The organism is Bacillus sp. FJAT-42315 (assembly GCF_002797375.1).
Taxonomy (GTDB): Bacteria; Bacillota; Bacilli; order Bacillales; family Domibacillaceae; genus Bacillus_CE.
Map to the genome: position 1 here is coordinate 2,651,730 of NZ_KZ454941.1, position 21,405 is coordinate 2,673,134.

The following is a 21,405-nucleotide window of genomic DNA, read 5'->3' on the forward strand; positions in this document are numbered from 1 at the left end:
ACTGGATAGGAACTTTTAGGGGCTGCTTGCACAGATAATTAAACGGTGTAGCAGACCCTTTATATGGATTTTCAGTTACATACACTCTTAGCTTTTACTTGTTGCAGTGCTTGACGACAATCTTCAATTAAATCAGCTGAAGACTCTAATCCGACCGAAAGTCTCAGCAATCCGTCCGTTATTCCTCGTTTGGCTCTTTCCTCTTTAGGCATCGCCGCATGTGACATTTTAGCTGGATAGGAAAGAATCGATTCTACTGCTCCGAGACTAACGGCAAACACAGGAATATTTATATGCTGAACAAACTGCCTAACTGCTTCTTCATTTTTCAATTCAAACGAAAGGACGGCCCCTGCCCCTCTTGCTTGATAGGAATGCACCTCATATCCTGGGTGATCCGTTAAGCCGGGGTAATAAACTTTTTCGACTAGTTTATGCTTTTGTAAAAAGTTAGCTAACTCTTTAGCTGTTTTCGAAGATTGCTCCAAACGTACATGAAGAGTTTTCAACCCTCTTAACACAAGCCAAGAATCATGAGCACCTAACACAGCGCCAAATGTATTTTGAAGCTGATACAAACGGTCGCCTAATTGTTCATCTTTCGTTACAGCCAGTCCTGCTAATACATCGCTATGACCAGATAGGAACTTTGTTGCACTATGCAAAACAAGGTCGACACCTAACTTAAGAGGTTGCTGCAAGGCAGGCGTTAAAAAAGTGTTGTCAACAAAAGTTAAGCAATGATGCGCTTTTGCTAACTTAACGATCCCACGAATGTCAGTCACTTTTAATAACGGATTAGACGGAGTTTCAATATAAATAAGCTGCGTGTTTTCTCTTATGTTTGAAGCCACTTCATGTAAATTGCTCATATCAACAAATGTATAGTCAATCCCAAATCGGTTTAACACGGTTGTCACCAGTCGATATGTGCCCCCGTACACATCTTCCGTGATTAAAACATGATCTCCTTTCGAAAGTAATAAAAACGCGGTAGAAATAGCTGCCATTCCTGATGAAAAAGCAAAACCTCTCGTCCCACCTTCTAATTCAGCAATCGCTTCCTCTAATGCTTCCCTTGTTGGATTGCCTGAACGACTATAATCATAGTTGCCAAATTGATCAAAATCCACTTGATGAAAGGTGGACGCATGCTGCACGGCAACACTTACTGCGCCTGTTTGTTTATCAAATTTATGACGATTATGCAATAATTGTGTTTGAAAGGAATACGTTTTTTCCATACCTATCACTCCTCTTTCATTTTGTTAAATGCCTGTGTTAAATCCGCTAATAAATCTTCGGTATGCTCAATCCCGACCGAAAATCGTAGCAGACGATTACAAACTCCGCGCTCAAGTCGTACTTCTTCTGGAATGTCCATATGAGTCTGTGTAGCAGGATACGTAATAAAGCTTTCAACTCCACCGAGACTTTCCGCAAATGAGATCAATTGAAGGCTTTGTAAAAAAGGATCAACCCAACCTTCTGACGCTATTCGGAAAGATAACATTCCTCCACGGCCTGGATAAAAAACATCCGTTACTTCCGGGCAACATCGAAAGAACTCTGCTATTTGCTTGGCGTTTTCTTCATGCTGCTTCATTCGCAATCCTAGTGTTTTTAACCCACGAATTAATAGCCAAGAATCGAACGGTGATAAAACCGCTCCAGCTGCATTTTGCATCTCTGCTATTTTTCCTGCTAACTCTTCACCTTTCACAGCTACTAACCCTGCTAATACATCATTATGTCCACCTAAATACTTCGTCGCGCTATGGATGACAATATCCGCTCCATCTAAAAGTGGACGTTGGAGCAATGGCGTATAAAACGTATTGTCAACAATCAATAACAACTCATGTTCCTTAGCAAAAGCGGCGACAGCTTTTATATCTGCCTCCTGTAAAAGAGGATTGGTCGGCGTTTCAAGGAAAATGACCTTTGTATTTGGCGATAGCTTCTCTTTCGTTTTGGACAAATCTTGAAAGCTATCATAAACAAACGACACGTGATACTTTTTCCACATTTTCTCGAACAATCGATAAGTACCTCCGTAAAGGTCTGCAGATACAAGCCATTCATCTCCAGCCTCAGTTAACGATAGAATCGTATGAATAGCCGCCATGCCTGAAGAAAAAGCGAACCCAGCATCGCCCCCTTCTAACTCCGCTATTGCTTGTTCTACAATCTGTCTAGTCGGATTTCCTGTGCGAACATAATCAAAGCCGGTAGAACGGCCGATTCCTTCATGACGATAAGCGGTAGAAAAATAAACAGGCGGATTCACTGTCCCCGTCTGTTCTTCACTCCGATTCCCAATTTGCGCCAAAATCGTCTCTATCTGCTTATTTCCCATGTTATCCTCTCCTTATTAATGATGATTTATTTAGAAAAAAATAAAAAGCCTTCTTAGGAAGAAGGCTTTTTCTATCACTTCTTCTCATCTTTCGGATCTTTCATCCGCTGGATTTAGCACCTTGACTTACAAATAGCCGGTTGCTGAAGTATCATCGGGCCAGTCCCTCCACTTCTCTTGATAAGAACATATTTAATTTTTTATAACAGGGAGCTGTTCCCCTACCATTTTATTTAAAATTTTTCGTTTTTATTACTGTACAGGATCAAATCATCAATAGCAACACTTTTTAAAATTTTTATTTTTTTCTGAATCATTTATTCGTTTTAATCAAACAATCATTGATTCTATATTCTTTTGTTAATTTTCTGAAAATTTTGTTGATTATCTTTTTAGGCTGTTATACAATAAAAAACATTAACTTATAATGCAGGCTTCTGAGAGCATTTTACTTAAATAACAAAAGGAGAGAGTAAAACATATGCACAATTTGCGAGAAGATGCTTTAGAAATTCATCGACACCACCAAGGAAAATTAGAAACGTCAGCGAAATTAAATGTAAAGAATGTAAAAGATTTAAGCCTTGTGTATTCGCCTGGAGTAGCAGAGCCATGCTTAGAAATCCATGCTCATCCCGAAAAGATATATGAGTATACTATGAAGGCGAATACTGTTGCGGTCGTTTCAGATGGGACAGCGGTTTTAGGTCTTGGTGATATCGGAGCAGATGCCTCGCTACCTGTTATGGAGGGAAAAGCCATTTTATTTAAAAATTTTGCGGGCGTTGATGCTTTTCCTATTTGTATTGACACGAAAGATCCTGAAGAAGTCATCAAGACGGTTAAATTATTGCAATCTTCCTTCGGTGGTATCAATTTAGAAGATATTAAAGCGCCTAATTGCTTCCTAATCGAAGAAAGGTTAAAAAAAGAAATGGATATTCCAGTCTTTCACGATGACCAACACGGAACAGCCATCGTAACTCTTGCTGGCTTAATTAACTCATTAAAGCTCGTTCATAAAACATTAAACGATATTAAAGTGGTTATTAATGGAGCAGGTGCTGCCGGGATCGCTATCGCTAAATTATTATACAGCTTTGGCGTGAAGGAAATCATTATGTGTGATTCCAAAGGAGCGATATATGCAGGAAGACCCCATGGGATGAACTCTGTAAAGGAAGAAATCGCAACGTTCACTAATCCTAACCGAGTAGAAGGAACACTTGAAAAAGCGATCATCAATAGTGACGTATTTATTGGCGTTTCTGCTGCTGGAGCATTAACATCAGAAATGGTCCGTACAATGGCACAAGATCCGATCGTCTTTGCCATGGCCAATCCTAATCCCGAAATTGATCCTATAGAGGCAAAAGCAGCTGGAGTTAAAATTATTGGCACAGGACGCTCAGATTTTCCTAACCAAGTAAATAATGTTCTTGCTTTTCCAGGGATATTCCGCGGAGCACTTGATACCCGAGCAACCGACATTAATGAAGAAATGAAAATTGCCGCCGCTCACGCCATCGCTTCCCTCATAGCAGACCATGAACTAGCAGATGATTATATCATCCCTTCAGCATTTGATGCCCGAGTTGCACCAGAAGTAGCCGCTGCTGTGGCCGCTGCTGCTATTCACTCAGGTGTCGCTCGCCAACATATTAATGTTGATTCCCTACGTCATAAAACCTACCAGCTATCAGCTATTCAAGTAAAGCCTGCTGAAATCATTTTATAACGTGAACCTTCAATCAGTGGGAGGCTTCATCCCCACTGATTGTTAGTTGAACGAATCGGGCGTTTACGGGCAGTTGATCCCTCACCTAATGCTATTTGGAGGTGAGGGTCTTACTGCCCGTTAATGCGGGATAAAAAAAGTTGACCGTCATACAAAAACATATGATGGTCAACTTTTTTATTTGATCGTTTGAATGACGATACCTCGGCTTTCCAGTTCTTTACGAATATAGCTCGCAAAAGTAAGAGCATGAGGACCATCTCCATGAATACAAATAGTATCTGCTGAAATAGCAACTGTTTCTCCAGTAACCGCCTCCACTACACCTTCCTGAACGAGACGAATCGCTTGTTGAACCGCTTCTTGATCAGTAGAAATGAAGGCTTTTGGATCTCGTCTGCTCGTTAATGACCCATCCACTTGATATGTGCGGTCAACAAATACTTCTTCAGCTACCTTTAATTTAGCCGCCTTCCCCGCTTTAATCAGTTCACTTCCTGACAATCCATATAATATGAGTGAAGAATCAAAATCCATAATTGCTTGAACAATTACTTCTGCTAATTGCTTGTCTTTTGCAGCCATATTATAAAGAGCCCCGTGCGGTTTGACATGGTGAAGTTTTCCACCTTCCGCTTGAACGAAGGCTGATAAAGCCCCCAGTTGGTATAAAACAGACGTGTATGCTTCTTCAGCAGAGAGTTCCATTGGTCGGCGTCCAAAACCGATGAGATCAGGAAATCCCGGATGAGCTCCAATGGCTACTCCTTGCTGTAACGCAAGTTTTACTGTTCGTCTCATCACAACAGGATCTCCGGCATGAAAACCGCATGCAATGTTAGCAGACGTAATAAACGGCATGATCTCCTCGTCTGCTCCCATTCGATAAGCACCAAAACTTTCTCCTAAGTCGCAGTTAATATCTACTCTCATTGTTCTTTTTCCTTTCTCCATTTCAGTTGAATCGCAGCTCGAATCATTTGCAATTCATATTCCCTTTGAATGTATAATTGTTGGGCTTCTTCTAACGTGACATACTCAAAATACACCTCTGCTCCAGGTATTTTTTGAGCCAGACTAGGGATATCCACCGTCGCCACATTGGCTATTTTGGGATATCCACCTGTCGTTTGCCCATCTGCCATTAAAATAATCGGTTGACCCGATGCAGGTACTTGAATCGTTCCGATCGCTACAGCTTCAGAAATCATTTCTTTTGATTTACTCATTTCTAAACGAGCACCGTCTAGTCGAAAGCCCATTCGATCGGATTCCGGTGTAATCTTATAAGATGTCCGCCAAAAATCTTGTTGTGAGGTGGCTGTGAAATAAGAATACTCACTTCCCTCCATACAACGTAAACAAGTATTTTTTAAAGAATGGTAAACAGAAGGAGCAATTCCCCAGTTCATCGCTAAGATACGAGCAGCCTCTTTAGGTAGAGCATCAATCACTGCTTGAATGGTTTCACTTGGGTAACCAATTGAAAGAACGTCCCCTTTTTTTAAAGCTCGACCTTCAAATCCCCCAAATTGACCTCGAGTATAAGTAGAGCGGCTACCTAATACTTTCGGTACATCTACTCCTCCAGCGATAGACAAATAGACGCGACTCCCTTGGATCAATCGCTTTACATGCACTTCACTTCTTGGAGGTATATAGACGGGACGCCACATCGGAATTGATTTCCCTTGGCACTCAATGTTCGCTTCTGCCCCAGTGAAAGCAACAAAAACAGGTTCATCAAATTGAACGTTCGCTCCTGTCATCGTCATCTCAAGGGCACCAGTGCCACCTTCGTTCCCAACTAACCAATTGCCAAGACGAAGTGATAAATCATCCATCGCTCCGGACACTACTACACCATACTGCCTGTTACCTGTTCGACCACGATCTTGAACGGTGGTAAAAAATCCCGGACGAGCAATCAACATGGCCATGTTGTACTCCCCCTCTCTTCCTCAAATTGACGTTCATCAACCGCAACAAATTTAATTTTGTCACCCGCATGAAGCAAACTTGGCGGCTGATGTTTTAGATGAAATAAATCCCACGGTGTCCGACCAATAACATGCCATCCACCGGGAGATTGAATCGGATACACGCCAGTTTGCTGACCTCCTATGGCGACAGAACCAGCGGGAATATGTAAATTAGGCGTTGCTTTTCTCGGAGTGTAGAGTTGCTTTGATAGCCCTCCAATATAGGGAAATCCAGGAGCGAATCCGATCATGTACACAACATACTCCGGCTCCGTATGAAGCCGAATCACTTCTTCTACCTCCAGCCGATGAAAAGCGGCTACCTCTTGAAGATCTGGCCCACTTTCTCCCCCATACAAAACGGGAATATGCAATAAGCGTGGCTCTCTTTCTTCTTCATAGACAATCTTCTCTATCTCTTCTAATATTCGTTCCTTTAATGTTTGAAAGTTCGTTTGTAAAGGCTCATAGTAAAGCGTGACCGCGGCGAAAGACGGAACCCACTCTTCGACCCCCGGCCACTTCTCTATTGCTAAGCGTCTAGTAAAAGCTCGTACTTTTCGATGAACATCGATACTAATTTCATCCCCCAGTCGAACAGTTACCGCGCGATCCCCAAGTGGAATAATCTTCATCAATGTTAAGACTTTTTGATTCACTGTTCACACCTCTATCTCGATATTCAGCAAGTGATTATTTTTTGTTTAAATTTTCTCATAATTTTAAATTAACATAAAAAAAGGCGATTCCGCTATGTAATCGCCTCATAATATAATTTGATTATTTTATTTCAAAATAATCTTGTATGTAGCTTTTAAGTTCTGAATGATTAGTGATAGCAACTACTATCGACTCAATAATCGCCCGACGAGGTTCGTGTTGGCTGAATTCATTTTGCACAAAAAGCAACAATTCACGCTGTTCCTCATCCGCACCTTTTAACATCACATTAACTTTCTGAATGATCAGCCGTTTTTTATTTGCTTTTAACAAGCTTGTTTCCGAAAACTGGTTGTTTAATAGATCGACTTCGAGTAATTGATCGCCACATTCTTTCACATCGGCAACAATCGTTTCTAAGCGACGGATAGAGTACCGAATGACCTTATCAATATCCATTCCTTGATCGACCATTAGAAAGAAGTGGATATAGTTTTGCATCATCCCAAACAGTCCAACTGCGAGATCTAATGAATAAGGCAAAACTTCCTCACCATGCAACTCCAACATTCGCTTTTGTAGCCATTGTATTTCCTCATAGTGATGGCTTTTTACTACTTTCTTTAATTCTTCATCCTCTGAAGCAAATACTCCTTGAAAAAGAGCAAATAAGTTGTTTTCTTGATTCACTTTCATTTTAACCGCAATCTGCTCCATAAATGCTTCTTTATCTGAAGTCGATCGTCCAGCGAGTATAGCTACACGCCGTTTATTCGTTTCGTTCTTAATCGTTTCGAATATCGTCATTAATAATTCTTTCTTTGATGAAAAATAATTATAAAATGTCCCTTTAGAAATTTTGCTTTTATCTAAAATATCTTGAATGGACGTTGTCGCATATCCCTTTTCAATAAAAAGGATATGTGCCATTTCGATGACTTGGCGTTTCCGATCCATCATTTGATCACCTCATTTTCACACAATTGAACTACCTGTACAACCGTATCGTAGCCTATTATCAAGGGTGAATCAACCTCGTTAATTTTTTTGTTGCTATTTTTGTAACAACAGTATAAAATAAGATCCTGCTATAACACAAGTATATTATTTTATACACCTAGTATAGGAGGGTGCAAATTGAATACACAAGGAACAATGAATAAACCGCCTTATGGAATGATCGCTATTTTATTTGTCGGTGCTTTCGTATCGATCTTAAACGAAACACTGTTAAATGTCGCACTTCCGTCAATCATGAAAGAATTTAATGCCTCTGCTTCAGCTGTGCAATGGCTATCTACAGGCTATATGCTCGTCAATGGAGTGTTGATTCCTGCTAGTGCTTTCTTCATCCAAAAATTCACCAACCGAAAATTATTTATTTTTGCGATGGCTTTTTTTACAGCAGGTACTTTACTAGCTAGTCTTGCTCCATCTCTTAACGTGCTATTGTTAGCTCGAATGATTCAAGCGTCAGGGTCGGCAATGATGATGCCTCTACTTATGAACGTCATGCTCGTTAGTTTTCCGATTGAACGTCGTGGAGCGGCTATGGGGATCTTTGGACTTGTCATGATCACAGCCCCCGCTATTGGTCCTACGCTGTCAGGCTGGCTCATTGAACACTATTCTTGGCGTACGTTATTTGATGTCGTTCTTCCGTTTGCTGCGATCACGTTAGTGTTTGCCTTTTTCAAACTGAAAAATATTACGCCACAACGTCAAATCAAACTCGATGTGTTATCGCTTATCTTATCGAGTATTGGTTTCGGTGGGCTATTGTACGGGTTCAGTTCAGCTGGAGAAAAAGGTTGGGATTCTTTACTTGTTTATGGACCCATTATCGTTGGAGTCCTTTCACTCATTGTATTTATTACTCGACAACTTCGCCTAGATGAGCCACTTTTGGAGTTTCGTATTTATCGTTATCCAATGTTCGCGCTCTCTTCTGCGATCTCTGTCGTCATTTCAATGGCTATGTTTTCAGCGATGCTATTAATGCCCATCTATGTTCAAACGTTGCGAGGAATTTCTCCGCTTCATTCCGGATTATTAATGCTACCTGGAGCTCTTGTGATGGGGATTATGTCTCCAATTACAGGTAAATTATTTGATAAATTTGGTGCACGAATGTTGGCAGTCACTGGTTTATCGATCACGATATTAACGACTTATATGTTTAGCCAATTAACATTAGAGACTTCCTACGGCTATATTATGATGATTTATACTCTTCGTATGTTTGGTATGTCGATGGTGATGATGCCGGTGATGACGAACGGACTGAACCAATTACCCGCTAACATGAATCCGCATGGAACAGCTATGAATAATACACTGCAGCAAGTATCAGGTGCCGTCGGATCCGCTTTTCTTGTGACACTGATGCAAAATAGAACAGAAGTAGAAGCGAAAAGATTATCAGAGGAAGCGATGCAAAATCTCTCCTCCGCTGCGCAGCCAAATGCCGCTCAGTTAAGTGAGATGAAAGCACAAATCATGAATGAAGCGATTCTGCATGGTATTAATTTTTCGTTCTCGATTTCGGTCGCTATCGCTTCAATTGCTCTTATTCTCGCACTATTTCTTAAACGTCCCCTGCCAACAACAGAAGTAACCGCTCAACCAGAAAGCTAATAATAGAACAAAGTGACTCAAACTTTTTGTTTGAGTCACTTTTTGTTTACAACCTATAAATTTCGGGAATCACTTCATAAAGTGAAACTTCAATCAGTGGGGGCTTCTTCATCCCAATTGATTGAAAAATGCGGGATAAATGGGCAAATGTTTGCACGTTTGCGATTATATATCATAAAAATAAAAAAAAATAAATATATTTATGTTAAGTTTTTGTAAAGAATGTGTTAAGATATATTCATAAGCAATTTACAATGTTGGGAGGAAGGAGGAATGAGCTATGACAGTAGCTGAATTCTGCGGAACACTTGATTATTCTGTTTCTCAATTTGCTGTACGACTTTCAAAAGAGGTAGAAGAGAAAATTAAAACAAGAGAGCTATTTTATCAAGATCAAATGAATCGTTACATTAATCGTCGCATTGAATTATTTATGAAGACACTACATCTCACTCCAGCGCTTTACTCCGTCTATCGTCGAGAAATTCTTCACCACGTACTCTTCAAAATAAAACCCGTTTTGAAAAAAAACCACATATTTCAAGTAGTTAAATAAAGAAAGCAGCGCCACCTCGGTGCTGCTTTCTTTATTTGAAAGTATTGAGTTTACATGTTTTTTTTATTAGCATATAAAGTGAAACTTCAATCAGTGGGGGGGTTCTTCATCCCCCACTGATTGTTAGTTGAACCAATCGGGCGTTTACGGGCTGTTGATCCCCCACCTACACGTCTGCGCTTTTTCTGCCATGTTGAGGTGGGGGTCTTACAGCCCGTTAATGCGGGATAAATAAAAACGAAGGAGCATAAAGCTAATGATTTCTGTATTAATTGTCGATGATGATCCAGCTGTTCGTCGGCTCGTAAGTATCCATTTAAATGAAGCAGGTTTCTCTACGTTACAAGCAGAAAATGGACAAGAGGCTTTGGACTTGCTTCAAATGAAGAAATGTGATGCCGCTATTATCGATGTGATGATGCCCCACATGGACGGCTTTGAGCTTACTCAAGCAATTAGAGATGATTATGACTTACCAATCATTTTACTAACAGCCAAGAGTACATTAAGCGATAAAGAAAGTGGATTTCGCTCAGGAACAGATGACTATCTTGTGAAGCCATTTGAACCACAGGAGCTAATTTTCAGACTGAACGCACTGCTCAGACGCTACAATAAACAGCAGTCGTCTAATATTCAAATCGGCAACACAATCATTGATACGAAAAGCTATGAAGTACAAGTCGGCGACAGCTCTATGCTGCTGCCGCTAAAAGAGTTTGAACTTCTGTCTTTTTTAGCCACCTCCCCTCGTCAAACTTTTTCAAGAACTCAGCTGATTGATTCCGTATGGGGGCTCGATTTTGACGGCGATGATCGAACAGTAGATGTACATATTAAACGCTTGCGAGAAAGATTTAAAAATCGGTATCCAGGGTTTGAAATTCTCACAGTCCGCGGAGTCGGCTATAAACTGGAGGAAACGGTATGATCCGTTCACTGTATAGCAAATTTACTTTTACTACGATTCTGATTATGTTACTAAGCGGTATCACTGCTTTTCTACTCTCAAATATTTATTATCAGATGATCTTGAAGCCATATAATGATCAAAAAAATACAATGATTGCACAAGAAATGGTTGACTATGTCAAGGTTCATCCGGAATTGACATTAGATTCATACTTAGATCACTTGGCAGCAGTTGGGTATCAGTTTTACTTAACCGATGGGCAACAAGAACAGTTTTATGGAAAAGCCTTTCGAGAAACAAATTTAGCACCAGAAGATGTACAAATGGTGTTAAATGGAGCCACCTTTCACGGAATGCAGCAGTTTCCTCATGCCTTTTTTGTCACTGGCTTTTTTGCTAATGAGTTAAAGAATACAATTGGTGTTCCATTAACGTATGAAGAAAAACCATACGCCCTATTTATGCGTCCAGATATTAAACTGCTTTTTAATGAAATGCATCTTCTGTTCGGTTCTATGCTTTTCATTACCATTTTGTTAAGTATTTTATTTGTGTTAATAGGCGTGAAATTACTAACAAATCCAATAAAAAAACTCACTTCTGCTACCTTTGAGTTAGCCCAAGGCAACTTTAATATTCAGTTGGATATTAACCGTAAAGATGAAATCGGTGAGCTCGCTCAAAGTTTCACACAAATGGCTAATCAGCTTGAGCAATTAGAAGAGTTACGCAAACAATTAATATCGAACATCTCCCACGATATCCAATCCCCTCTTTCTAATATTAAAGGGTACACTTCTTTATTAGCTCAACCGACTTTGTCAGATGAACAAAAGCTTTACTACACAGATATTATTAATAAGGAAGTGCTAAGGCTTTCAATGCTAACGAAACAAATTTTACTGCTGGCTTCACTAGAGCAGGAAGAACAGCCATTAAAAAAACAAACCTTTTCTTTATCGGAACAACTAAAGCAAGTATTAAGGCAATACCAATGGAATATGGAAGAAAAAGGTATCATGGCAGACTATCAACTTGCTTCTACTGATTTTTATGGCGATCCTACACAACTGTATGCCGTTTGGGACAATATAATATCCAATGCTGTGAAATATAATATAGAGGGTGGATATGTAAAGGTTTCTTTAACCGACAAACCTAGCCATGTCGAAATACGAATAGGAAATTCTGGAGTCGGTATTAACAAAGCAGACTTGTCTCGTATTTTCGAGCGTTTCTATCGGGCAGACACGGCTAGGAGCCGTACAGTTGAAGGGACTGGATTGGGACTCTCCATCGCCATGACGATCGTGCATCTTCATCAAGGTCGAATTTATGCCAAAAGTGAAAAAGAAGCCGATACCGAAATCACCGTAGAACTTCCAAAACAAAAAAACGTACCCCTTCCCTGAAAATCGATACATTCAGGGAATTTTTTATTTCCTTTTGTGAAACACCAATTGTAAATTGATGTTCATCTTCTGTTCATTTTTCAATTGTATGATGTCAATAGATCAACGGAAGGAAAGGTGAATAAATATGTTCTCACTCTCTATAAAAGAAATGAAATTCTTTAAGTTAAAATATTTACTCGTTGCCTTTATCTTATTCTTTACAGCTTCTCTCGTCTTTATTATCAATGGATTAGCTAATGGGTTGTCCCTTGATAACGCCTCAAGCGTAAAGAATATGAATGCGGATTCCTTTTATATGAAAATAGATGCAGAACAAAGATTAGACCGATCAAAAATTAGTGAAACGGAAGCTTTGCAAGCACAATCAAAACACGGGCTTGAGCCTCTCGGCGTTCAAATGTTCTCTTTGAAAGAAAAAGCACATGACCAAACGATCGACTTAACATTTATGGGTATTCGGGAAGAAAGCGAACTGCATCCGAAAATACTGGAAGGACAGACGTTAAAAAAGGCAAGTCCACTGGCCATCGTAGCGGATCAATCATTAAAAGAAGAAGGAATAAAGCTTGGCGATAAACTGTATGAAGAAACATCCGGACTCACTTTTACCGTCGTGGGATTTACAAACGGGCAAACGTACAGCCATACACCTGTCGCTTTTATTAATTTAAAGAGCTGGGCTCAATTAACAGAGAGAAACAACAAAGTATACTACAATGCACTTGTTGCTACTGCGGAAAAACAGGCGACTGGAAAGCCCGTAAAAGACGGGCAATGGCTACTAAAAGAAGAGGTAATGAAGAGTATCCCTGGGTTTGAAGCGGAACAAAGCTCGCTGTATATGATGCTCGGATTCCTACTAGTGATTACCGTCTTCATTTTAACTGCTTTCTTTTACATTATAACTGGGCAAAAAATGAATCAATTTGGCATTTTAAAAGCAATTGGATCAAGGAATAGCTTTTTAATTGGAACAACTATTATACAAGCGCTGCTGCTATCAATTATTAGCATTGGCCTAGCTGCCGGATTCGCTATTTTCATGACAACATTATTGCCAGAAGGAATTCCTTATTTCATTGATATGATCAACACAATCATGTTAGCTGGAATATTATTAGCAGTTGCCTTAATCGGGTCTCTCATTTCAAGCTTTAACATTGTTCAAGCAGACCCAATTGAAGCGATGGGGAGAGTAGAGTAATGAAATATCCACTTGTACTAGAAAATGTATCAAAATCATTTAAAGATGGGGACTCCACCATTCATATTGTTAAGAATTTATCATTTCAAGCCGAGGCTGGCCAGTTTACTGCTGTCATCGGTCCATCCGGTTCAGGAAAAAGCACCTTCTTATCAATTGCCGGTGCACTATTAAGTCCTGATAGCGGAAATGTTTATATAAACGATAAAAACATTACTCAGTTCACTGACAAAGAAAAAGCACAAGTACGGCTGAAAGATATCGGGTATATTTTTCAAAGTTCCAATCTTATTCCTTATTTAACAGTGAAAGAACAACTAAAAATTGTGCTGCAAATGTCCAACAAGAAAGACTCTCAGCAAAATAAGTATATGGAAGAGCTACTTACATCCGTTGGGTTGCTTTCACGGATCAATCATTACCCGCATCAGCTATCCGGAGGGGAGAAACAGCGAGTAGCGATTGCTCGCGCTTTTGCCAACGATCCAGCGATTATTTTGGCGGATGAACCAACCGCAAGCCTTGATCCGAATCGCAGTGTGGATATAGCTACTTTAATTGCTAAACAAGCCAAAGAAAAAAACAAAGCGGCTGTGATGGTCACACATGATGAAGCCATCTTGCCGCTTTGTGATGAAGTGTATCGCATGGAAAATGGAAAATTAGTAAAAGTATAATTTCTAAAATTGCTGATTTTTATTGATATTTTTCTTTAAACAAAAATAATCTCTTTTGTTAATCGGAATTCCCTCGGGGTAATTCCGATTACTTTTTTAAAAGTGGAGCTGAAATAGTTAGGTGTGTTAAAACCTACTTCATCCGATATTTCTTCTATCGTTTTATCTGTATATCTTAGCATCCAAACCGCTTTTCTCAGACGAACGAACGTAATATACTCCGAAAATGTATTCCCTGTTTCTTTCTTAAACAAGCGAATGAAATGAGAATAGCTTAAATTCACATGACCGGCTACATCTTTGGCGGTCATTTCTTCTGAAAAATGATCTTCAATATATTCCGTGCTTTTCTTTATATCGGGCTCTTTTGAAATTTCCTCAAAATATCGCAATGACACTTCATAATATGGCGGAAGCGCTCTTGCAATTTTCGATTCTTTAAAAGAATGATGCAAAAGCAGTGGATCATTATAAAGCGAACCGACACCAATATAGATTTGAATTCTGTACTCCTTTAACAGACGATCGACGATTTTTTCAAAGATCGCTCGCCCTTCCTCCCATTCTTTTATACAGCAAATATTGTCTACTTGCCGAAATAAAACAATCAAAGATCTGCGAAAAGGCAGGAAGTATACCCGAGGAACGACTCCCTTAAATTCCTGTTTAAAACTCGAGCATATAAGTTGTACAGATTGATTCTCATCAATCGGATGACCATCGAGATGAATAAAGCCTTGTACATAGCACACTGTATTAGGAAATTCGTTCTCATTAAACAGTGATAACGAATCCATCATTTCACTTTCCGAATGAATATCCTCATGCAAAAGCCTTCTTAACATATAATGTTCCATTGATTCATTGAGCTTCATTTTTGTTTTATGTACAGAGATAATTTTCTTTCCCTTCACTTGAATCAAAGCAATTTCTTGTTGATCTAGCACATTAATTGCTTCGCTTATACTTCGAAAAAAAGCCGATTTTTTCACTGGATTTAATAATAAAGATTGCATTTGCAAACGAATAGCAATAGGAGATGTGTTCACCCATTCTTCATCAAGCAACAATATATAATAGCAATCATAATGCTTCTTTAATCGATTTACTTTCACCCAATCATATAACTGACTTACTTGAACAATTTTAATATGAATGGGTTCATCTGAATAAGCTCGATCCATCACGAAAAGACGATCTTTAAATCGTTCTTCTAGCCACCCTTTCAGCAAAGGATAGATGGCTAAATTTACATGAGAAAGACATACCTTATACTTCATCCCCCCACCCCCCTCTATACAATAGTAACGTGCTTAAATGACAAAAACAAGCAAATATTTATAATATTCAGACACTATATTGTAAGGGATTTTGTTGGATTATTATATATAATTTGAGAAAAGGAGGAGATATATGTGGAAAAAGAATACGAAATGACAGATCAATCGCAAGGGCTGATTGATGCCGCTCAATTACCGCCGCTAGATTCCGACACAAGTGCCATTATGAAATCAGAATTTCGAACAGGTGTAGGACTTTCTTCTTTCTACTATGTGTTTATTTTTTTCATCCCAATCATTAATTGGTTTTTTAAAGACTTTGCTTTCTTCCAATTTTGGGGAGGGATGTCGGTCACTTGGTTCTTAACGACGATTATCGGGATGGGAATGGCGTTCTTGATTGCCTACATTCATACGAAGCGTTATGAAAAACGGTTAGCACAATACGAGCAACCGGTTAACGAGAATCAAGCAAAAGGAGGAAACACCGCATGATGCAAACATTATTAGAGCCTAAATATTTATTTACGGTTATCTTGATGGGTACGATTATTTATATTACGTATTTGTCGAAAAAGAGTTCTAGCGCTAGTGATTTCTTCGTTGGTGGTCGTTCCTTCGGCTGGTTTACTAATGGTTCCGCTATCGCCGGTGACTACTTAAGTGCCGCCACATTCCTAGGACTAGCCGGTTTAACCTTTTCGATCGGTTATGATGGAGCATTCTATACGTTTAGCTTTTCTATCGGATTAACGCTTCTGGCCATATTCGTTGCTGGTCCGTTGAGAAGATTTGGCGCTTATACGGTAGCTGATTTCGTTGCCTATCGCTTCCACAGCAAACGCGCTCGTTTAGTAGCTGTACTCGTCGTTCTTTCGATCTCAGGCTTCTATGCTGCTCCTCAATTGCTTGGTGCTGCTCAAATCTTAAGCATGTTTTTTGGCACTTCCTATGAATTCGGTATTATTTTTACTTGTTCCGTTATGATTCTTTATGTCGGAATTGGCGGTATGAAAGGGACAACTCTCAACCAAGCATTAGAGCTATGGATTCGCCTCGGTGCCTTCCTGATCATGGTGGGAGCGGCCATTTACGGTGGACTTCATTACCAAAAAATATTAGCTGCGATCACCGAATTTAGTGGTACAATCGCTAACACAGCTCAATTCACTCAAGATGGAAAAGACGTCGCTGTAGATGGACAAGCTTGGTCTACATCAGGAGTTATCACACCTAATTTCTTACACACATTATCATTAGTCATTGGTTTATCTTTAGGAACCATTGGCCTACCTCATATTTTATTACGCTTCTACACGAATCCAAGCGCCAAAGCAGCACGTAAATCTGCGTTAATGGCGATTGGTATCGCTAGTGTCTTCTTCTTATTTGCCGTTTACCTTGGGGTTGTAGGACGAGCTTTATTTATCGAAGGAAATGTCAGTCCTGAAGTAATGAAGAACTTAATTACAGGTGGAGACAATATGGTTGTACCATCAATCGCCGAAGCATTAGGTGGAAAATGGTTACTCGGACTCGTCATTGCTGGTGCCTTTGCCGCGATTTTCTCGAATCTATCCGGTTTATTTATTGCCAGCTCAGGAGCTCTTGCCCACGATTTATACGCTTCTTTCTCTAAAAAGGAATTAACTCAAAAGCAACGCGTTATGGCTGGAAAGATCTCCATCGTCATTCTTGGTGTGTTATATGGCGCCTTAGGATTATTAGTAAAAGAAGCTTCTATCGGTCACTTAGTTGCTTTAGCATTTACCGTTGCTGCAAGTACGTTTACACCGATTTTCCTATTCGGAATTTGGTGGAGAGGAATGACAGAAAAAGGAGCGATTGCTGGTCTTCTCGTTGGACTTACGGTTTCGATGATTATGATCTTCTTTGCTTCCGCTCTCCCACCTGTTCTTCAGTTTAAAGTACCAGGCATCATCACTGTACCAATCGGCTTCTTAACGGTGTATGTCGTGTCTAAATTAGACCGTAAAGTTCCAAAAGATGTAAACTTATTCATGAAAAAAGTTCACTCGAAGCAAAGTGAAGTCGCTTAATTCATTTCTATCAAACAGAAACTGGAGTAGCCTTGGCCGCTCCAGTTTTTATGTGGCAATTAGTTTAATGGCATTCGGCTTTACTCGAATAGCTAAAGGTGTTTCTCCTATGATTTCTCCATCAGCAATTACCTTCAGTGGACGGTCACTGGAGATGTGAATATCTCTCCCTTTTAAATAAGTGACCCCATCCTTATTAATATGCTTCCCTGAATAAACTTTAGGTAACAACTTGCTGATAATTGTGCGCCTGTCAATCGTATGCAAAAATACAAGGTCAACAATTCCATCTGTTGGATGAGCAAGCGGGCAAACCTTCATTCCGCCACCGTAGCTTTGCGTGTTTCCACAAGCGACCATCCATACTTTCTCAGCAATATATTGATCATTATCAATTTTAATTTTTACATGACTAGGCTTAAACTTCGGAATGACTAATAAAGCACTGAGCACATAAGTCAGTGAACCCACTCGCAAAAAATTGAACCATCGCTTATAAAAGGAGCGGGCGGCATGATCAGTAATTTCCGCATCCATGCCCGCTGCTGCAATCGTTAAGCAATAATTCCCATTTACATGAAGCACATCAAGCTCTCTTACTTCTCGTTTCAGAATGGCTTCAGCTAGCTTGCTTGGATTATTCGTTAACTTGAAGGCTCTCGCTAAATCGTTCCCAGACCCTGCTGGCAACACAGCTATGGGAATATCGCTTCCTGCTAAGTCTTGAATCACTGTATGGACTGTTCCATCTCCACCGATCACAATAAAAGCCGTCACGGTATTCTTGTCTTTAAATTCCCAAACAACCTCACGCGTTTCTTGTTCGGACGCTGTTACAAAGGCTTCGTAAGCCATTTTTTTACTCACAAATATTTTCTCTAATTGCTCCCATTTTTTGACGCCCTGGTTATTTCCTGCTTTTGGATTGACAAGCACTACATACATACGAACCGACCCCTGCCATGACTTATTTATCCTATCATATCATGATTTGAGCGGTCGCTTGACAAAATGTTCGTATGAATATTTTGATAGACCTTACTGATCTTTCGTTCTTTCTGTGTAGGGCTCGCGTTCATATGGAGGCAAATCTCCAAATGAAGTCATAATCCCTTCTTCATCTAGTTCTGCTTCATATCGTTCATGTTGTTTATTTGGGTAAATAGTTACCTTTTCCCCTGTAATGTCTACTCCAACAAAATTTTCATAGTCCTCTACATATCCTATATTTTCGTCTGATTCAACGTACATATGATCATAATCAGCAGGAGGAGCAGCAAAGTCGGATGGCGATTCAGACGTCCCCCATTTTGCGACATCTTGCCATGCATCTTCTGCGTCATAACCGACTGATTCATTCGGGTGACCATCATATTCAAATTGGCCAAAAGGTGGGCTTAATACTTCTTCTTCAACCGGCCGATGACGAGAAATCGTTCGATCCGGTGTATGTTCGATACAATAAACGGTAGATGGTAGCACTTCAAGTCTCTCTATTGGAATGTCTTGGCCGCACACGATACACGTTCCGTACGCCCCTTCTTCAATCGCCTGTATTGCTCGATTGATATTAGCTAGTTCATATTGCTCATGTTCATTTAATGCTACGTCTTTTTCTCTTTCGAATAACTCCGTCCCCTCATCGGCAGGGTGATTATCATAACTTGACAGCTCACCCATCGAATCATGAGGATGACTTCTTTCTAGACCAAAATGACGATGATCCTGAAGCCGACGCTCAAGCTCTTGCTTCTCCATCATGAGCTTTGACAGAAAAGCTGATAATTTCTCAGCTGTCAACAACACGGTCACTCCCTTACACAAGTTTCCGAAACATTTTTAGTATGAGTTAAATTGACATACTCATACTAAAACTTTCAAAGGGATGATCACTCATTTAAAAATAATAAAGACAGGCTAAACAATTGACTCGTTTAGCCTGTCTTTATTTCACTAGCGGTAACAGTATTTGCACCGTTGTTCCATTCCCTTCTTCACTAGAAATTTGAAAGGTTCCTTTATGGTTTTCAATAATTTTAAAGCTAACCATCAATCCTAGTCCCGTTCCCTTCTCTTTACTAGAATAAAAAGGTTCGCCTAATCGTTCAATCTTCTCGTTTGAAATACCGACTCCATTATCCTCCACTTCTATACAAACAAATCCATTGGACTTCACCATCGTTCGAACGAAAACCTGTCCACCTGAAGGTATCGCTTCTATAGCATTTTTGATTAAATTAATAAATACTTGCTTTAATTGCTTTTGCTCACAAATGACCATCAGTGGCTCATCTGTAAATTCCGTAATGATTTCCACTTGATTTAAGATCGCTTCAGGTCCCATAAAGGTAATCACTTCTTTTAATACATCAACAATGCTTTTTTCTTCCATTTTCATTTCTTCATGGGGCTTAGCGAGCATTAAAAACTCGTTCATAATAAATTCAATTCGTTCAAGCTCAGTAAGAATAATATCAGCATACTTTGTTTCCGTTTCTTGGTTTAGTAATTGCAAAAAACCTTTGACAGCTGTTAACGGATTTCTTATTTCATGGGCAATCCCAGCAGCCAGTTGACCAACTACACCAAGCTTATCAGACTTCTTTATTAATAGTTCGCTTTCTTTTAATTCTGATACATCTTCAGAAATGCTCAAATATCGGACAATCGTTCCGTCGTTATCCTTTACTGGTGTCACTTTTGTACGAATCCACTTCACCTCTCCGCTGTTCGTCACTATGCGATACTCTAATTCTTTAGCGGAATGATGAGGCGTTAGGAAAAAGGCTCGAGCTTGATCAATATCCTCTTCATAAACGGTATCAAACATGACATTTGCATCCTTGTACACCTCTTGCAAATCAAATCCCCATACTCGTTCATAAGAAGGACTAATATACACATACTTGCCCAGTTGAATATCATACAGACAAACAATTTCATTAATATTATCAGAAATATTCTGCAACAACTTCTCTTGCTCGGCCATAAATTCGATTTGCTGTTCAACAATTTTTTGCGTGTTAACGAGCTCCGTTAAATCTTTGATGATCGCAGAAAGAGCGACAATTTCGCCGCCATCATCACAAACTTTAGAATAAGTGACCGAAACAGGGATCATTGTGCCATCTTTCTTCACTCGAAGTGTTTGAAAATTAACAATCCGACTACCGTTCAGAACCTCTTCTTTCGCTTGATCAAATTCATATTGCCTATCTGGTGGAAGGATTTCTAATTTTTTACCAACCATCTCTTCAGCTGTCCATCCAAATAGTTTTTCAAATGCTGTATTGGCGGCGATGACCCGACCTTCAAGATCAAACATGTGAGCCGCCTCTCCTGAATACCCATAAAAGGAGTTATACCATGTGCGAGTAGACAGCACTTTTCCATGATTATTACTATATTCAATTGGCCTAGCTACCCCTTGGATGTAACCGCTTCCCGAAATAGCCGCCATTATCCAATGCAGACGGTAATATGTACCATCCTTCCTTTTATACCGATTAATGAATGGGATAAACTGATCTTTTTTTAATAGCTCAAGATGTTCAAGTGTATGCTCTCGGTCTTGTTCATGAACAAAGGTTAAGTAATTCTGATTCTTGATTTCTGGCAAAGAATATTGTATAGCTCTCTCAAAGGAAGGATTTATGTATTCGATTTGTCCTTCTTGATTTAATAAAATTAACAGATCATTGGTTACCGTAGCGAACCATTTCGCTGTCAGTTCAACTTCCTTCGTATTCATACTTAAATTGTTCACAAACCATCCCCCCTTATTTATTATGTAAGAAACGATCAAGGATTTCACTAAAAATTTTCCGACAAAATTATACTTGTTTCCCCATAAACATTTTTCGACAAAAATCTAGTTCCCTCTGTCGTTATTTTTTCTTCACAAAAGGCTGTCCCAATAGGGTT

19 protein-coding genes and 1 riboswitch are annotated in these 21,405 nt (G+C 39.6%); of the genes, 9 read left to right on the forward strand and 10 right to left on the reverse strand.

The genetic code is table 11. The features are described 5' to 3' along the window. Window positions 1–71: 71 nt before the first annotated feature. Complete coding sequence (gene metC / locus CEF22_RS12975) at window positions 72–1,244, reverse strand: cystathionine beta-lyase (protein ID WP_100403195.1); 1,173 nt, start codon at window positions 1,242–1,244, stop codon at window positions 72–74. Window positions 1,245–1,249: 5 nt separating this feature from the next. Continuing rightward, the gene (locus CEF22_RS12980) at window positions 1,250–2,359 is read right to left on the reverse strand and encodes a methionine biosynthesis PLP-dependent protein (protein WP_100403196.1); all 1,110 of its coding nucleotides are present in this window, start codon (window positions 2,357–2,359) and stop codon (window positions 1,250–1,252) included. An 81-nt stretch (window positions 2,360–2,440) separates the two neighbouring features. Further along, a riboswitch (SAM riboswitch) is annotated at window positions 2,441–2,546 on the reverse strand. Between the two features lie 294 nt (window positions 2,547–2,840). Here CEF22_RS12980 and CEF22_RS12985 point away from each other — a divergent pair. Next, on the forward strand, window positions 2,841–4,097 hold the full coding sequence (locus CEF22_RS12985; protein ID WP_100403197.1) for an NAD(P)-dependent malic enzyme: 1,257 nt from the start codon (window positions 2,841–2,843) through the stop codon (window positions 4,095–4,097). 177 nt (window positions 4,098–4,274) lie between these two features. On the opposite strand, the gene CEF22_RS12990 is transcribed toward CEF22_RS12985, so the two are convergent. The 4 genes from CEF22_RS12990 to CEF22_RS13005 all read right to left on the reverse strand — a co-directional run bounded on the left by CEF22_RS12990 (window position 4,275) and on the right by CEF22_RS13005 (window position 7,699). Further along, window positions 4,275–5,030, reverse strand: a complete 756-nt coding sequence (locus tag CEF22_RS12990; RefSeq protein WP_100403198.1) for a LamB/YcsF family protein — start codon at window positions 5,028–5,030, stop codon at window positions 4,275–4,277. Continuing rightward, window positions 5,027–6,037: a 5-oxoprolinase subunit C family protein gene (locus CEF22_RS12995; protein WP_100403199.1), complete on the reverse strand. Its 1,011-nt coding sequence runs from the start codon at window positions 6,035–6,037 to the stop codon at window positions 5,027–5,029. The genes CEF22_RS12990 and CEF22_RS12995 overlap by 4 nt, the downstream gene beginning before the upstream one ends. Continuing rightward, the gene (pxpB, locus tag CEF22_RS13000; RefSeq protein ID WP_232726119.1) at window positions 6,025–6,738 is read right to left on the reverse strand and encodes a 5-oxoprolinase subunit PxpB; all 714 of its coding nucleotides are present in this window, start codon (window positions 6,736–6,738) and stop codon (window positions 6,025–6,027) included. Before pxpB ends, CEF22_RS12995 begins: the two co-directional genes overlap by 13 nt. Window positions 6,739–6,859: 121 nt before the next feature. Beyond that, window positions 6,860–7,699, reverse strand: a complete 840-nt coding sequence (locus CEF22_RS13005) for a TetR/AcrR family transcriptional regulator (protein ID WP_100403200.1) — start codon at window positions 7,697–7,699, stop codon at window positions 6,860–6,862. 195 nt (window positions 7,700–7,894) lie between these two features. Here CEF22_RS13005 and CEF22_RS13010 point away from each other — a divergent pair, with 195 nt between their 5' ends. The 6 genes from CEF22_RS13010 (at window position 7,895) to CEF22_RS13035 (ending at window position 14,141) form a co-directional block, all read left to right on the forward strand. Then, window positions 7,895–9,376: a DHA2 family efflux MFS transporter permease subunit gene (locus tag CEF22_RS13010; RefSeq protein ID WP_100404009.1), complete on the forward strand. Its 1,482-nt coding sequence runs from the start codon at window positions 7,895–7,897 to the stop codon at window positions 9,374–9,376. 280 nt (window positions 9,377–9,656) lie between these two features. Further along, on the forward strand, window positions 9,657–9,932 hold the full coding sequence (locus tag CEF22_RS13015; protein ID WP_100403201.1) for a hypothetical protein: 276 nt from the start codon (window positions 9,657–9,659) through the stop codon (window positions 9,930–9,932). 256 nt (window positions 9,933–10,188) lie between these two features. After that, on the forward strand, window positions 10,189–10,863 hold the full coding sequence (locus CEF22_RS13020) for a response regulator transcription factor (protein ID WP_100403202.1): 675 nt from the start codon (window positions 10,189–10,191) through the stop codon (window positions 10,861–10,863). Then, window positions 10,860–12,257, forward strand: a complete 1,398-nt coding sequence (locus tag CEF22_RS13025; RefSeq protein WP_332849172.1) for a sensor histidine kinase — start codon at window positions 10,860–10,862, stop codon at window positions 12,255–12,257. The genes CEF22_RS13020 and CEF22_RS13025 overlap by 4 nt, the downstream gene beginning before the upstream one ends. A gap of 127 nt (window positions 12,258–12,384) precedes the next feature. Beyond that, complete coding sequence (locus tag CEF22_RS13030; protein ID WP_100403203.1) at window positions 12,385–13,464, forward strand: ABC transporter permease; 1,080 nt, start codon at window positions 12,385–12,387, stop codon at window positions 13,462–13,464. Further along, window positions 13,464–14,141 carry an ABC transporter ATP-binding protein gene (locus CEF22_RS13035; protein WP_100403204.1) on the forward strand — a complete coding sequence of 226 codons (678 nt, stop codon included), beginning with the start codon at window positions 13,464–13,466 and terminating at the stop codon, window positions 14,139–14,141. Before CEF22_RS13030 ends, CEF22_RS13035 begins: the two co-directional genes overlap by 1 nt. A gap of 35 nt (window positions 14,142–14,176) precedes the next feature. Here CEF22_RS13035 and CEF22_RS13040 read toward each other — a convergent pair whose 3' ends face one another. After that, window positions 14,177–15,421 (reverse strand): helix-turn-helix transcriptional regulator, encoded by a 1,245-nt coding sequence (locus tag CEF22_RS13040; protein WP_100403205.1) that lies wholly within the window; start codon window positions 15,419–15,421, stop codon window positions 14,177–14,179. Between the two features lie 135 nt (window positions 15,422–15,556). Between CEF22_RS13040 and CEF22_RS13045 the strand changes: the two genes are divergently transcribed. Continuing rightward, window positions 15,557–15,916, forward strand: a complete 360-nt coding sequence (locus tag CEF22_RS13045; RefSeq protein ID WP_232726120.1) for a hypothetical protein — start codon at window positions 15,557–15,559, stop codon at window positions 15,914–15,916. Next, a complete protein-coding gene (locus tag CEF22_RS13050; protein ID WP_100403206.1) occupies window positions 15,913–17,481 on the forward strand; it encodes a sodium/solute symporter in 1,569 nt (522 codons plus the stop codon). The genes CEF22_RS13045 and CEF22_RS13050 overlap by 4 nt, the downstream gene beginning before the upstream one ends. Window positions 17,482–17,529: 48 nt before the next feature. Here the strand turns inward: CEF22_RS13050 and CEF22_RS13055 are convergent, their stop codons facing one another. The 3 genes from CEF22_RS13055 to CEF22_RS13065 form a co-directional block, all read right to left on the reverse strand. Next, complete coding sequence (locus CEF22_RS13055; protein WP_100403207.1) at window positions 17,530–18,426, reverse strand: diacylglycerol/lipid kinase family protein; 897 nt, start codon at window positions 18,424–18,426, stop codon at window positions 17,530–17,532. Between the two features lie 93 nt (window positions 18,427–18,519). After that, window positions 18,520–19,284, reverse strand: coding sequence for a TraR/DksA C4-type zinc finger protein (locus CEF22_RS13060; protein ID WP_100403208.1), 765 nt, complete (start codon window positions 19,282–19,284; stop codon window positions 18,520–18,522). Window positions 19,285–19,426: 142 nt separating this feature from the next. Next, complete coding sequence (locus tag CEF22_RS13065) at window positions 19,427–21,247, reverse strand: PAS domain-containing sensor histidine kinase (protein ID WP_100403209.1); 1,821 nt, start codon at window positions 21,245–21,247, stop codon at window positions 19,427–19,429. Window positions 21,248–21,405: the final 158 nt, after the last annotated feature.